This is a genomic window from Pengzhenrongella sicca (assembly GCF_017569225.1).
Lineage (GTDB): Bacteria > Actinomycetota > Actinomycetes > Actinomycetales > Cellulomonadaceae > Pengzhenrongella > Pengzhenrongella sicca.
Genome location: NZ_CP071868.1, coordinates 2,702,704 through 2,714,995, shown reverse-complemented (window position 1 = coordinate 2,714,995; position 12,292 = coordinate 2,702,704). Strand labels below are relative to the sequence as shown.

Sequence of the window (12,292 nt, the reverse complement as noted above, 5' to 3'; positions counted from 1 at the left end):
GGGCAACGGGAATTGTGCCGGCTGCACGTGGCGATTGGTGATTCATGCAACTGTCGAATGCTCAGCCCGAGGCTGTACCCGGGCCGGCCTATTGTATGAGGTTTCCGTTGCGGTCGGTGAATTCCCAGTGGCCGGTGGGTGCGTTTTTTCTGCTGCGTTTGCCGTGTTTTTCGGTGCTGGTTTCGGTGGGGTGGGTTTTCCAGGTGATGTCGATGTCGTGGGTGTGGACGTGGATGTGGTGGTGCCAGCACAGGAGGACTCCGGTGGTGGCGTCGGTGGTGCCGTGGTCGCGGCCCCAGTGTTTGGTGTGGTGGGCTTCGCATAGTCGTGGTGGGGCGGTGCAGCCGGGGTATTGGCAGTGTGTGTCGCGGGCGATGATGGCGCGGCGGAGCTCGTCGGGGTAGATGCGTTCGGTGCGGCCGATGTTGATGAGTTGGGAGTCGGGTCCGAAGATGTAGCGGCTGATGGCGGCGTCGCACAGCAGGGAGTCCAGCACGGCGCGGGGGACGACCTGTCCGTCCTCGAACACCGCGGGTGAGACCGGCCCGAGCCCGTCGGCCGGACAGGTGCAGGTTCCCGTCTGTCCGGTCTTGTCTCCTGCGTCGGTGTGGGTGGTGAGGTGGTGCAGGGTGGGGTAGTCGATCAGGACGGACAGGTGGGGGCGGATGATCGCGCCGCGGCGCAGGAGGCCGCGGTCTAGGCGGGTGCGGGCTTCGACGTGACGGCGTCCAGGGCGACGAGGAGGGCTTGGCCGTGGTCGGTGGTGAGGTACCCGGCGAGGTGGTAGCCGCCGGTGGTGGCGGCGAAGTCGAGGTATTCGCGGTCGGTGGCGGTGCGGTACCCGCGCTCGTCGGCGTCGGGGTCGACCACGGCGGCCCAGCGGTGGGCGACGAGGCGGAACTGGTCGGCGGGCAGGGCGCGGGCCTGGGTGAGCAGGAAGTGTTGGGAGTCGTGGTCGGGGTCGGCCAGCAGGGTCCGGCGTAGGTCGCTGGTGGCGGCGGCGCTGATCAGGATCTGCGCGTGATCCACCCCCAGGCGCTCGGGGCCGCCCGCGCGGATGGCGGCGGCGGTGGGGGTGAGGTCACCGGTCAGGGCCCGGCCCAGGCGGGTCAGGCGGTGGGCGTAGACGCGGGTCACCCGGGCGCGCGCGGCGACCCAGGACGCGAAGGACCGCGCCCCCGCGCAGGCCCACATCCCGTCGTCGTCGATCGTGGGCAGGACGCTCGCGGCGGCGGCGTGCAGCCGGTCGGAGGCCTCGAACACCTGATCGAAGAACTCCACCGCACCCGCCCCGAGTTCCCGCGGGTCGATCGCAACGAGGGCATCGACCTCGGCCCGCAACCGGGCCAGCCGGTCCGCCACGCTCAACTCCCGCCCGGCGGTCGCGGCGAGTCCCTCAAAACTGTTCATGCAAACGACATTACGCACCGCCACTGACATTCCACCGGCTCTGGCCCGCCGGTATCTCAGCATCTGGAAACGGCTGCAGATCTGTGGATAGTTCGTCGTCAAGGAAGCCTGTGGGCGGGTCGTTGACAAAGGCTCGCCATGGCGCACCAAGCGCATTCGCGTGACCCGCGAAGAGCATTGCGGACCGCCGCGGAGGGTCCACAGCGGTCACGGCCGCGCTGCGCGGACGCGACGCGGGCCGCATGCTGGAGCGATGCGATCGCTGCCCCCGCCCCTGCCCTCCCAGCGGATCGTGCCCGGCCCCGGCCAGGAGTCCGTGTGGGACTACCCCCGCCCGCCGCGCGTCGAGGCGAGCTCCGAGCGCGTGACGGTGCGGTTCGGCGGCCGGGTCGTCGTGGACACGACCGACGCCGTCCGGGTGCTCGAGACGAGCCATCCGCCCGTCTACTACCTCCCGCGGGCCGCGTTCGCCCCGGGCACCCTCGTCGAGGGCGGGGGTGCGTCCCGGTGCGAGTTCAAGGGGGATGCGCGGTACGTCGACCTCCGGGCGGGGTCGGCCGGGGCGGCGCATGCCGGCTGGTACTACCCCGAGCCCTGGCCCGGGTACGAGGCGCTCGCCGGGCGCGTCGCGCTCTACCCAGGAGCGACGGAGGGCTGCGAGGTGGACGGAGAGCCGGTGACCCCGCAGGTGGGCGGCTTCTACGGCGGCTGGATCACGGCGCGCGTCGTCGGCCCGTTCAAGGGAGCGCCCGGGACGCTCGGCTGGTGAGAACCGTCCCGGTGGCCCCTGCCGGGGTCGGGCGGGCGCTGAACCGGGGCAGCAGCACGTGGACGAGCGGGCCGATCGCGAGCGCGTAGGCGAGCGTCCCGATCCCCACCGTGCCCCCGAGCAGCCAGCCGCTGAGCACGACGACGCCCTCGATGCCGACGCGAACGACGCGCACGGAACCGCCGGTCCGCGCGACCAGCCCGGTCATCAGCCCGTCGCGGGGCCCGGGCCCGAGCTGCGCCCCCAGGTAGCACGCCGTCGCGACCGCGTTCGCCGCGACGCCAGCCACGGTCAGCGCTGCGGCTGCCCCGACCGGCAGCGGCCCGAGCAGGCGCGCCAGGGCGAGGAACGGGTCGACGAGCAGGCCGATGACGACGACATTCGCGACCGTCCCCGCGCCGGGACGCTGCCGCAGCGGGAGCCAGCACGCCAGCACGACGACGCTCACGACGATCGTTACTGTGCCGAACGTCCAGCCCAGCTGCCGCGCCAGGCCCTGGCTCAGCACGTCCCAGGGCATGTTCCCGAGTCCGGCGTGCACGAGCATCGCGATCGACGCCGCGTAGACCACGAGACCGGCGAACAGCTGCGCGCTGCGGCGGGGGAGGAGGTTGGTATGAGCTGTCGTCATGGGGCCACTCTGAGGCACATTGGCCTCGCATGACATAGCCACTTGCGGCAGAGTGGCCCGATGAACTCCCTCGTGCAGGCAGACCCGGCCGTCTTCGAGCGCCGGATGGCCACGGGCACCCTCGTGCGGCTGCTCGGTTCCTGGCGGCATGCCGGTCCCGCCTACCTCGCGCTCGCCGCCGGCATCCGGCGCGCCGTCCTGGACGGGACGCTGCCGCTGCGCACCCGGCTGCCGAGCGAGCGCGAGCTCGCCGACGCGCTCGGGCTGTCGAGGACGACCACGAGCTCGGCCTACCAGCACCTGCGCGACGGCGGCCTGCTCGTGAGCCGGCGCGGGTCCGGAACCGTCACGACGCTGCCGTCGCAGGAGCGGGCCGCCGCCGCGGCGGGCGGCGCGCCGGGCGTCGTGGCGGGCGCCCGCGACGTCGTCGACCTCACCATCGCGGCATCGCCCTCGCCCCCGGGCCTGCACCTCGCCTACGTCGCGGCGCTGACCGAGCTGCCGCGTTACCTGGCCGGGCCCGGGTACCACTACCTCGGCCTCGACGTCCTGCGGGCTGCGGTCGCGGCGGAGTACTCCAGCCGCGGGACGCCGACGTCGCCGGACGAGATCCTCATCACGAGCGGCGCCCAGCAGGCGCTCAGCCTGCTCCTGAGCACTGTCGTCGGGCCGGGGGACCGGGTGGTGGTCGAGCACCCGACGTACTCGAACGCGATCGCGACCGTGCGCAGCGTTGGCGCGCGAGCCGTTCCCGTCCCGGTCGGCCGCGGCGGCCTCGACGTCGACCTGCTCGAGTCCACCGTCCGGCAGACGTCGCCGCGCGCCGTCTACCTGATCCCCGACCACCACAACCCGACGGGGCTCAGCCTCGACGCCGAGGCGCGGACGCGCGTGCGCGAGATCGCGCGGCGCTACCGGACGCTCGTCATCGGGGACGAGACCCTGACCGAGCTCACGCTCGACGGCGAGCGGCCCGGGACGTTCCTCGGCGCCGCCCCGGCGGGTGCCCTCGTGGCGATCGGCTCGACCGCGAAGGCGTTCTGGGGCGGGCTCCGGGTCGGGTGGATCCGGGGCAGCCGCGAGCTGGTCGCGCGTCTGGCCCGCGAGCGGGCCCGGGACGACCTGAGCACGCCGGTGCTCGAGCAGCTCGTGGCCGAGCAGCTCCTGACGTCGGGCGCGGAGATCCTGCTCGCCCGACGGGCCGCGGTGCGGGCCCAGCGCGACGGCCTGATCGAGCTGGTCGGCCGCCTGCTGCCCACCTGGCAGGTCAGCGCGCCCGCCGGCGGCCTCTCGCTGTGGGTGCACCTGGGCTGGCCGGCGTCGTCGGCGCTGGCGGCGGTCGCGCCCCAGCACGGGGTCCGGGTCGCCCCCGGCCCGAGTTTCGGCGTCGACGGCTCGTTCGAGGACCGGCTCCGGCTGCCGTTCGGGCAGCCGTTGCCCGAGGCCGCGCGCGGCATCGAGGCGCTGGCGGCCGCGTGGCGCTCACTCCGGCTCGACGGCGCCGGGTCCCCGGGGCAGCCGGCGCCCGGGACGACGGCCTTCGGGGCCGAGCTCGGCACCGCGGTCTAAGCGCGGCCCGCGGCGCGGGCCGCCCGCCTCAGGCGGACTCGCCGCGCAGGATCGAGTAGATGAGCTGGTCGTGCCACGCCCCGGCGCGCCACTGCGCGCGGCGGATCGTGCCCTCGCGCGCGAACCCGCACGCCTCGAGCGCGCGCTGCTCGGCGACGTTGGCGTGGTCCGTGAAGGCCTGGACCCGCTCGGCCCGCGTGTGGGCGAAGAGGTAGTCGACGAGCTGCGCTTGCGCGGCGCGGCCGACGCCGTGGCCCCGCGCGTCCGGGCGCAGGCCGATAGCGATGGTCCAGCACCAGGACGTCTCGGGGCGGCCCCACGCCCCGCGGAACCACTCGACGCTGCCGGCGAGCGCGCCGTCGACCGCGACGGCGAGCGCGCCGGCCTCCGCGGTCACGAGCTCGTCGGCGGATGCCTTCGCGCGCAGCGCGGTGCGCGCCTCGAGGCCGAACCACTGGAACGCGCCGGCGCCGTCGGGCGTGAGGCGTTCGGCGAGAAGCGTCTCGATGTCGTCGGGGGACAGTGGGCGCAGGATCACCGAGGGGGGCACCGCGCCCAGGGTAGTCGGGGCCGCCCAGGATAGTCGGGCCCGCTGAGGTGGACGAGCCCGCGGGCTGCCGGCGCGCCCGCCTACCCCGCGGGCGCGAGCAGGCGGGCTAGGCGGGACTTCTTCCGGTTCTCCCGGACGATCCAGGCGACGTCCGGGTCGGTCGAGGTCGCGAGCGCGGCGAAGGCGGGCAGCCCGCGCTCGGGAACCGCCGCGATCGCGACGCTCCAGCAGTAGCCGAGCCCCTGGCGCAGCACCCGGACGTCCCCGCGCCGCTGCGCCGGGTCCCGCTCCGCGAGCGAGGCGGTCGCCCGTCGGCAGGCGTCGAGGGCAGCCTCGGCCGTGGCGCGGGTCGCGAGCAGCCGCGGCTCGCAGATCCCGGCGACGGCGGCGCGCTGCACGAGCGGGTCGGCGTCGTCAGCCCAGGCGGCGACGACGGCGCGCAGCCCGGCCGCATCCGCGTCGCCGAGCCGTTGCAGCGCCATCGCAACCCCCTCCCGGACGCGCCAGCGCTGGTCGCTCGCCTGCGCGCGGAGGAGGTCGACGGTTTCTGCGCGCCGTGCCCCGGCGGCGTCGGCGTCGGCGACCAGCCGACCCAGCGCCGCGGCCGCGCAGGCGGCCAGGTACTCGTCGTCGGAACCGACCAGCGCCAGGACGAGCTCGGCCGGCGCGACGTCGCCGAACGCCGCGAGCAGCTCGAGGTTGCCGCGTGGCCCGGGCAGGCCGGAGTGGGCGGACAGGAAGGCGCGCGTCTGGGCGGCGTCGAGCGGCGCCAGGGCGTCCCGGAACTCGTCGCGACGGTCATGGCTCGCTCCCTCGGTTTCTCTCCCGCTGGTTCTCTCCCGCTGTCGCTACCGGCTCGGCGCGGGGCCCGTCGACTCGCGGACGACGAGCTCGGTCGGGAGGACGATGGCCTCGGGCTCGGACCCCGCGCCGGCGCGGCCCCGGGCGATCGCGGCGGTCAGCGCGAGCGCCGCCGCGCGGCCCTTGGCCCCGAGGTCCTGCCGGATGGTCGTCAGGGCGGGCCGCACTCGCCGCGCGAGCGCGCTGTCGTCGAACCCGACGATCGAGAGGTCGTCGGGCACCCGCAGCCCGAGGTCCTGGGCCGCGTGCAGGGCACCCCAGGCCATGACGTCGGAGTAGCACAGGAGCGCGGTGGGCGCCGTCGCGAGCGTGAGCAGCTCCTGGGCGGCCGCGTAGGCGTCCGGCTCGGAGTTCACCGGCACGTCGACGGCGCTGACGCGCGCGCCGGCCGCGACGAGCGGTTCGAGCCAGCCCGCGACGCGTTCGAGCGAGGTGTAGCCCGACCCGGCGGCGGCGGGGTCCTGGAGCACGCCGCGGTGCCCGGCGCTCGAGAAGGCGATCAGGCCGATTGCCTCGTGCCCCAGCTCGAGCAGATGCGTCGCGGCGGCCCGCGACCCGGCGCGCTCGTCGAGCAGCACGCTCGAGGCGCCCGCGACGGGATCCTGGTCGACGAAGACGAGCGGCAGCCGTCGCCGGACCAGCCAGGTGATCGCGTCGGACTCGCCGGCGCAGGCGTACACGAGCGCGCCGTCCATCGGGATGTCGCGGGCCGGGATCATCTCGGTGGTCCCGGTCGACGGCAGCAGGGACAGGGCCAGGCCGGTCGGCGCGAGCTCCTCGGCCAGCGCGCCGAAGAAGCCGGCGGCGATCGGGTCGGAGAACGCGGAGCCGAGCGACTCGGTCAGCAGCACCCCGACGGCGCCGGTGGTGCCCCGCGCAAGTGCGCGGGCCGCCGGGTCGGGCCCGACGTAGCCGAGCGCCTCGGCCGCGGTGAGGATGGTGCGGCGCAGGTCGGCGGAGAGCTGATCGGGTCGGGAGAACGCGTTGGAGACGGTCATGCGGCTGACACCGACCTCGTCCGCGATCGTCTGCAGCGTCACCCGCCCCACGGCGTCACCCCGTTGCGCTCCATGCGGGACAGGGTAATCCGCGGGGGCGGGCCAGAGGGCGTCGATCCGCATCTCGGGGCGTCGAGCCCTCAGCGCGTCGCGCTGGTGAGGCTCCGGGATGCAGGCGCGTGGGCGGGCGCGTGGGCGGGCGAGGGTGCGACGGCGTGGGCCGCGCGCTCCAGCAGCCCGGCGACGGCCGCCCGCGACCGCCGCATCGGCCGTCGGGGCGGGCGCGGCTCGACGACTGGCGCCCAGGGGCGGGCGCTGTCCACCTCGCGGATCACCGCATCGCGGGAGAACAGCAGGGCGAGTGGGACGAAGGGGTCCATGAGGTCAGCTCCTTAGCGGTCCGGCGTGCTTCTGTACCGCTACAGTAAACCCCTGCGGCTGTACCGGTCAAGTACCCCGCAGGGTGCCCCGCAGGCTGCCCCGCTCAGGCGGTCGCGAGCTCGCCGTCGACCCCGGGCTGCCGGCCCCGGAAGGTGCGCCGGTAGGCCTGGGGCGAGGTGCCGACCCGGAGGGCGAAGTGGTGCCGCAGGGTCGTGGCCGCGCCCAGCCCGCTGCGTCGGGCCACCTCGTCGACCGCGAGGTCGGTCCCCTCGAGCAGCTGCTGCGCCAGGGTCACGCGCTGCGCGAGCAGCCAAGCGTGCGGCGTCGAGCCGGTGGCCGTGCGGAAGTGCCGGGCGAAGCTGCGCGGCGACATCAGCGCTCGGCGCGCCAGCTCATCGACGGTGAGGTCGGTGTCGAGGTGGCCCAAGGCCCACGTCAGCGTCTCGCGAAGCAGTGACCTGTCGTCGATCTCGGGGACGGACGCGGTGATGAACTGCGCCTGGCCGCCGTCCCGGTGCGGCGAGACGACCATCCGGCGGGCCACCGCGTTGGCCACCGTCGCGCCGTGCTCGAGGCGCAGCAGGTACAGGCAGGCGTCGATCCCCGCGGCCGTCCCGGCGCTCGAGAAGATCGGGTCGTCGTCGACGTAGAGCACATCGGCGTCGACCGTCACCGCCGGGTACAGGCGCGCGAGCTCCGCCGCGTGCATCCAGTGGGTCGCCACCGTGCGCCCGTCCAGCAGGCCCGCCGCCGCCACCACGAACGCGCCGCTGCAGTGGCTCATGATCCGCCCGCCGCGGGCGACGGTCTCGCGCAGGGCCTCGAGCAGCGCCTCGCTCGGTCTGATGTCGGCCCGTTCCCAGCCGAGCACGCACACGAGATCGGCGGTTGCCATGCGCTCGAGGCCGTGCTCGACGACGACGAGCAGCCCCGTGTCCGTGCGCACCGTTCCCGGCTGCTCGGCGACGACGGCGAAGTCGTAGCTGGGCAGGCCCGCCGCGGAGCGGTCGTACCCGAACACCTCCGAGACGACTCCGAGGCCGAACGAACCGACGCCGTCGTAGACCACCGCAACCACGTTCTTCAGCATGGCGCCAGTGTGGCAGGAAGTTGGCGGTCAGGGACAGCCCTGCCACTCGTCTGCGGCGTGGGGCCACGGGAGGGTGGACGCACGGCCCGCACCGGGACGGAGCACGCTGGGACTGCTGAGGGGTGGGGACGATGACCGCGATGACCACGACCGCGATGACCACGACCGCGATGACCACCGCGCTGGACGAGCTGGCGACCGCGGTCGCCGCCGCCGTCGAGACCCCGGTAACGCGCGCCGCCCTCGCCGTGATCGTGCTCGACCTCGAGGGCGCGGCCGGCGCCCGCCTCGGCGCGGTGGCCGACGACGCGTGGGTCATGCTCGCCCGCCGGTTCGCGCGGGCGCACCGGCTGCTGCTCTGCGGGCCGCACGAGCTCTCCGCGGCGGCCGTCCGGGCATCCGCGCGGACGCTGGGCGCCGGAGCGGGCGCCGAGGCCGCCCAGCCCGCCCGGCCCGCCCAGCTCGACCCCTACGGCCGTGGGGCAGCGCCCGCGCGGCCGAGGATCTCGGCGAGCGCGTCGTCCTCGTAGACGTCCTCGGCCTCGGCCGGGTCGCGGTCGAGCTCGCCCCACTGCCAGACCGGGGCGACCGGAGCGGACGCCCCGGCGGCCCCCAGCCGCAGGTCGAGCACGGCGGCGTACTGGTACCCGAAGCGCGCCTGGAGAGCGCGCGCCCGCCGGAAGTCGCCGGTCGGGGCGGCGCCGTCGACGTCCGCGCGGTCGGTCGCGAGCTCGAGCAGCAGCAGGTTGTGCTCGGGCCCCAGCTTGCCGCGGTGGTGCACGATCAGGTCGGGGATGCGACGCCCCTCGTCGTCGACGAGGCGCACGGACTCCTCGAGGTGCATGCCGGAGCGGTTGTACTCGCAGTCGATGTTCCAGGAGCCCTCGACCATCGGGCGCAGGTACCAGCCGAGGTGGAAGGCGACCGCGCGTTCGCTCGGGCGGCTCGTGCCCCCGGCTTGGCTGAGCAGGGACCACTCGTTCACGATCGTCGTCGTGAGCGCGATGCGGACACGGTTCTGCAGGTCGGTGAGAAGCATGTGCCGACCCTAGTGGGTCGCGCCTGGCGCACCCGGCGCCCGCCCGGGCCGGCACATGAGGGGCCGACGACGGGGCGAACCGCGGCCGGTAGCCTTCGCCCATGAGCACCTTGAGCGAGGTCGGCGACCGCGAGTCCTGGCGCTGCTGGCTGTGCGACGAGCTGGTCGACCCGGATGCGTCGGTCAACTCCGATCGCGGCCCGAGCCTCGACGGCGGCGCCGCGCCGAAGGGCAAGAAGGCACCGGCAGGTACCGAACGGCTCGCGCACCGCGCGTGCAACACGCGCAAGGGTGCGGTCAAGCCGGTCGTGGCGTGGTCTCCGGCGCTGTTCGTCGTGGAGCCGGCCCCGATCGTCGCGACCGTCGAGCGGCTGGGGCGCAAGGGCGGGCGCGAGCTGGTCGCGCGCTGCCCGACGCGCGGCGACGCCGACGCGGCGGCCGAGTGGCTGATCGACCGGCTCTCCCGGTTCGCCCCGGGGCTCGCCGTCAGCACCCAGGTCGAGGAGGGCGGTGGGCAGTTCCTGCTCACGCTCCGCGCCGGCTGAACCGCCGGGTGCGTTGGACTATGTCGACGGCCCGAGCGGCGCACATACTGCTGCGATGAAACCTGGACCGCTGACCAAGACTGGGTCGCCTGGGTCGCCTGGGTCGGTCGGCCCGGCCGCCTCGGCCGCGTCGGCCGACGTGGTCGCCCGAGAGCCGGTCCGACTGTCCCGACCCCGGTGGTGGCGCGAGCTGGCGCTCCTGACCCCGGTCTACCTGCTGTACTCCCTGATCCGCAACGCGGTTCCCGAGCGCATCGACGTCGCTGAGGCCAACGCGCACTGGATCCTGCGGGTCGAGGACCTCGTCGGCCTCGACGTCGAGCGGTGGATCAACGCCGTGGCGGCGTCGCACCGGGTACTGGCGGTCCCGGCGAACTACTACTACGCGACGCTGCACTTCACGGTGACGGCGTCGGTCCTGTGCTGGCTGTACCTCGCGAAGCCTGCGCACTACCTCCGCGCGCGGTCGGTGCTGCTCACGATGACGGTGCTCGCTCTCGCCGGGTACTACCTGTTCCCCCTGGCCCCGCCCCGGCTGACCGAGGGTGCGGGGTTCGTCGACACGGTGCGGGTGTTCGAGACGTGGGGGAACGCCGCGTCGGCTCCGGTCGTGTCGGCGTCCAACCAGTACGCGGCGATGCCGTCGATGCACGTGGGCTGGGCGCTGTGGTCGGGTGTCCTCATCGCCCAGCTCGCGCGCCGGCCGCTCGTCCGAGCTCTCGGCATCCTCTACCCGGTCGCGACGCTCCTTGTCGTCGTCGCGACCGGCAACCACTTCGTCCTTGACGCCGTCGCGGCCCTCCTCCTCTTCGTCGTCTCGCGCGTGGTGGTCGACGCGGTGGTGGACGGCCCGGTGGTGGACGGCCCGGTCGTCAGACCGGCGTGGCGACGGCTTCCGCGGGGAGCTCGGCCACGACGCGCGGGGCCGGACGGGCCGTGATCAGGACCGCCGCGGCGCAGGCCGCGACGAGCAGGAACCCGACGGCCCACCAGATGGCGATCGAGAACCCGTGCACGACGCCGGCAGCCTGGGCGGCCGCGTCCGTCCCGTGCACGGCGAGGTAGCCCGCCGTTGCGGACGTCGCGACGGTGTTCAGCAGCGCGATCCCGATCGAGCCGCCGACCTGCTGGGCTGTGTTGACGGTGGCCGAGGCCACGCCGGCGTCGCGTCGGTCGACGCCGTAGGTCGCGGTGCTCATGGCCGGCATGAACGTCGCCCCCATGCCGATCCCGAGCAGGACGAGCGACGGCAGGACGTGGGTCGCGTAGCTCGAGTCGACCTGGATCCGCGTGAGCAGGGCGAGCGCGACGGCCGCGGTCAGCAGCCCGGGCGTCATGATGAGCCGGGCCGGGACCCGCGGCAGCAGCCGGGCCGCGATGCCGAGCGAGCCCGTCATCATGCCGGCCGTCAGGGGCAGGAACGCTAGCCCGGTCTGCACGGGGGAGTACCCCAGCGTGACCTGGAGGTAGTAAGTCAGGAACAGGAACATGCCGAACATGCCGACGGTCGTGAACCCGACGCTCAGCAGGGCGCCCGCGCGGTTGCGGTCCTGCAGCACGCGCATCGGCAGCAGGGGGTGCGCGACGCGACGCTCGGCGACGACGAACAGCGCGAGCAGGAACAGCCCGCCGGCCAGGAGCGCGAGGACGACGCCGGAGGTCCAGCCGCGCTGCTCCGCCTCGCTCAGGCCGTAGACGACGGCGAGGAGGCCGCCGCTGGCGAGAACGGCGCCGAGCACGTCGAGCCGGGTCTCGCTCTCCGCGCGACGGTCGTGCAGGAACGCGACGGCGCCGACGACGGCGAGGATCGCGATCGGGGTGTTCACGAGCAGGCACCAGCGCCAGTCCAGGTACTCGGTGAGCAGACCGCCGAGGATCAGGCCGACGGCGCTTCCGCCGCCGGCGATCGCGCCGTAGATCCCGAAGGCGCGGGCCCGCTCGTGCGGCTCGGTGAACGTGACGCTGACCAGGGACAGCGCGGCGGGGGCGAGCAGCGCCGCGAAGACGCCCTGGAGCGCGCGCGCGGCGAGCAGGATCCCCCCGGTCGAGGCGATGCCGCCGAGCGCCGACGCGACGGCGAAGCCGATCAGGCCGATGATCAGCGCGCGCCGTCGGCCGATCAGGTCGCCGATGCGGCCGCCGAGCAGGAGCAGGCCGCCGAACGCGAGCGTGTACGCGGTGATGACCCACTGCCGGTCGGCGTCGCTGATGCCGAGGTCGGCCTGCGCGGACGGCAGGGCGATGTTCACGATGGTCATGTCGAGCACGACCATGAGCTGCGCGAGGGCGATCGCGGCCAGGCCCCACCAGCGGCGAGGATCCGGGTCGGCGGGGCCGACGGCGTCGACGGCGTCGACGGGTGGGCGGGTGCCGGGCGTGGGTGTGTCCATGGGAGAGCCTTCCAAAGGGAGGGGGAGCGGCGGCGCTCGGTGGCGGCGGGATGCCCGTC

The 12,292-nt window shown here is 74.4% G+C and carries 15 protein-coding genes; 5 read left to right on the top strand and 10 right to left on the bottom strand.

Annotation, left to right across the window (positions count from 1 at the left end; genetic code table 11):
- Positions 1 to 88: 88 nt before the first annotated feature.
- Together J4E96_RS20440 and J4E96_RS20435 are read right to left on the bottom strand one after the other, a co-directional pair.
- Positions 89 to 529 (bottom strand): HNH endonuclease signature motif containing protein, encoded by a 441-nt coding sequence (locus J4E96_RS20440; RefSeq protein WP_406619837.1) that lies wholly within the window; start codon positions 527 to 529, stop codon positions 89 to 91.
- A gap of 167 nt (positions 530 to 696) precedes the next feature.
- Entirely contained in the window at positions 697 to 1,410 is a 714-nt protein-coding gene (locus J4E96_RS20435) for a DUF222 domain-containing protein (RefSeq protein ID WP_406619836.1), read from the bottom strand.
- 253 nt (positions 1,411 to 1,663) lie between these two features.
- Here J4E96_RS20435 and J4E96_RS12505 point away from each other — a divergent pair, with 253 nt between their 5' ends.
- The gene (locus tag J4E96_RS12505) at positions 1,664 to 2,179 is read left to right on the top strand and encodes a DUF427 domain-containing protein (protein ID WP_227422430.1); all 516 of its coding nucleotides are present in this window, start codon (positions 1,664 to 1,666) and stop codon (positions 2,177 to 2,179) included.
- Here J4E96_RS12505 and yczE read toward each other — a convergent pair.
- Positions 2,148 to 2,810 carry a membrane protein YczE gene (yczE, locus tag J4E96_RS12500; RefSeq protein ID WP_227422429.1) on the bottom strand — a complete coding sequence of 221 codons (663 nt, stop codon included), beginning with the start codon at positions 2,808 to 2,810 and terminating at the stop codon, positions 2,148 to 2,150. The two genes, J4E96_RS12505 and yczE, sit on opposite strands and share 32 nt — an antisense overlap.
- A gap of 60 nt (positions 2,811 to 2,870) precedes the next feature.
- Here yczE and yczR point away from each other — a divergent pair, with 60 nt between their 5' ends.
- Complete coding sequence (yczR, locus tag J4E96_RS12495) at positions 2,871 to 4,379, top strand: MocR-like transcription factor YczR (RefSeq protein WP_227422428.1); 1,509 nt, start codon at positions 2,871 to 2,873, stop codon at positions 4,377 to 4,379.
- 28 nt (positions 4,380 to 4,407) lie between these two features.
- Here yczR and J4E96_RS12490 read toward each other — a convergent pair whose 3' ends face one another.
- From J4E96_RS12490 to J4E96_RS12470, 5 genes are all read right to left on the bottom strand, one after another.
- A complete protein-coding gene (locus J4E96_RS12490) occupies positions 4,408 to 4,929 on the bottom strand; it encodes a GNAT family N-acetyltransferase (RefSeq protein ID WP_227422427.1) in 522 nt (173 codons plus the stop codon).
- An 80-nt stretch (positions 4,930 to 5,009) separates the two neighbouring features.
- Positions 5,010 to 5,579, bottom strand: a complete 570-nt coding sequence (locus J4E96_RS12485) for a HEAT repeat domain-containing protein (RefSeq protein WP_406620460.1) — start codon at positions 5,577 to 5,579, stop codon at positions 5,010 to 5,012.
- 198 nt (positions 5,580 to 5,777) lie between these two features.
- A complete protein-coding gene (locus tag J4E96_RS12480) occupies positions 5,778 to 6,830 on the bottom strand; it encodes a LacI family DNA-binding transcriptional regulator (RefSeq protein ID WP_227422425.1) in 1,053 nt (350 codons plus the stop codon).
- 98 nt (positions 6,831 to 6,928) lie between these two features.
- A complete protein-coding gene (locus J4E96_RS12475; RefSeq protein WP_227422424.1) occupies positions 6,929 to 7,168 on the bottom strand; it encodes a hypothetical protein in 240 nt (79 codons plus the stop codon).
- 104 nt (positions 7,169 to 7,272) lie between these two features.
- Entirely contained in the window at positions 7,273 to 8,259 is a 987-nt protein-coding gene (locus J4E96_RS12470) for a helix-turn-helix domain-containing protein (protein ID WP_227422423.1), read from the bottom strand.
- 140 nt (positions 8,260 to 8,399) lie between these two features.
- On the opposite strand from J4E96_RS12470, the gene J4E96_RS12465 reads away from it, so the two are divergent.
- Positions 8,400 to 8,789: a hypothetical protein gene (locus tag J4E96_RS12465; RefSeq protein ID WP_227422422.1), complete on the top strand. Its 390-nt coding sequence runs from the start codon at positions 8,400 to 8,402 to the stop codon at positions 8,787 to 8,789.
- Here J4E96_RS12465 and J4E96_RS12460 read toward each other — a convergent pair.
- Complete coding sequence (locus J4E96_RS12460) at positions 8,729 to 9,298, bottom strand: hypothetical protein (RefSeq protein ID WP_227422421.1); 570 nt, start codon at positions 9,296 to 9,298, stop codon at positions 8,729 to 8,731. The genes J4E96_RS12465 and J4E96_RS12460 overlap by 61 nt on opposite strands.
- Positions 9,299 to 9,399: 101 nt before the next feature.
- Here J4E96_RS12460 and J4E96_RS12455 point away from each other — a divergent pair, with 101 nt between their 5' ends.
- Together J4E96_RS12455 and J4E96_RS12450 are read left to right on the top strand one after the other, a co-directional pair.
- Entirely contained in the window at positions 9,400 to 9,843 is a 444-nt protein-coding gene (locus tag J4E96_RS12455; protein WP_227422420.1) for a hypothetical protein, read from the top strand.
- A 55-nt stretch (positions 9,844 to 9,898) separates the two neighbouring features.
- The gene (locus tag J4E96_RS12450; RefSeq protein WP_227422419.1) at positions 9,899 to 10,783 is read left to right on the top strand and encodes a phosphatase PAP2 family protein; all 885 of its coding nucleotides are present in this window, start codon (positions 9,899 to 9,901) and stop codon (positions 10,781 to 10,783) included.
- On the opposite strand, the gene J4E96_RS12445 is transcribed toward J4E96_RS12450, so the two are convergent.
- Positions 10,716 to 12,233 carry an MFS transporter gene (locus J4E96_RS12445; protein ID WP_227422418.1) on the bottom strand — a complete coding sequence of 506 codons (1,518 nt, stop codon included), beginning with the start codon at positions 12,231 to 12,233 and terminating at the stop codon, positions 10,716 to 10,718. The two genes, J4E96_RS12450 and J4E96_RS12445, sit on opposite strands and share 68 nt — an antisense overlap.
- Positions 12,234 to 12,292 lie beyond the last annotated feature (59 nt).

Coding starts and splice junctions, on each gene's coding strand:
- J4E96_RS20435 (WP_406619836.1), bottom strand. CDS start 1,410: ATGAACAGTTTTGAGGGACTCGCCGCGACCGCCGGGCGGGAGTTGAGC.
- J4E96_RS12505 (WP_227422430.1), top strand. CDS start 1,664: ATGCGATCGCTGCCCCCGCCCCTGCCCTCCCAGCGGATCGTGCCCGGC.
- yczE (WP_227422429.1), bottom strand. CDS start 2,810: ATGACGACAGCTCATACCAACCTCCTCCCCCGCCGCAGCGCGCAGCTG.
- yczR (WP_227422428.1), top strand. CDS start 2,871: ATGAACTCCCTCGTGCAGGCAGACCCGGCCGTCTTCGAGCGCCGGATG.
- J4E96_RS12475 (WP_227422424.1), bottom strand. CDS start 7,168: ATGGACCCCTTCGTCCCACTCGCCCTGCTGTTCTCCCGCGATGCGGTG.
- J4E96_RS12470 (WP_227422423.1), bottom strand. CDS start 8,259: ATGCTGAAGAACGTGGTTGCGGTGGTCTACGACGGCGTCGGTTCGTTC.
- J4E96_RS12465 (WP_227422422.1), top strand. CDS start 8,400: ATGACCACGACCGCGATGACCACGACCGCGATGACCACCGCGCTGGAC.
- J4E96_RS12460 (WP_227422421.1), bottom strand. CDS start 9,298: ATGCTTCTCACCGACCTGCAGAACCGTGTCCGCATCGCGCTCACGACG.
- J4E96_RS12455 (WP_227422420.1), top strand. CDS start 9,400: ATGAGCACCTTGAGCGAGGTCGGCGACCGCGAGTCCTGGCGCTGCTGG.
- J4E96_RS12450 (WP_227422419.1), top strand. CDS start 9,899: ATGAAACCTGGACCGCTGACCAAGACTGGGTCGCCTGGGTCGCCTGGG.
- J4E96_RS12445 (WP_227422418.1), bottom strand. CDS start 12,233: ATGGACACACCCACGCCCGGCACCCGCCCACCCGTCGACGCCGTCGAC.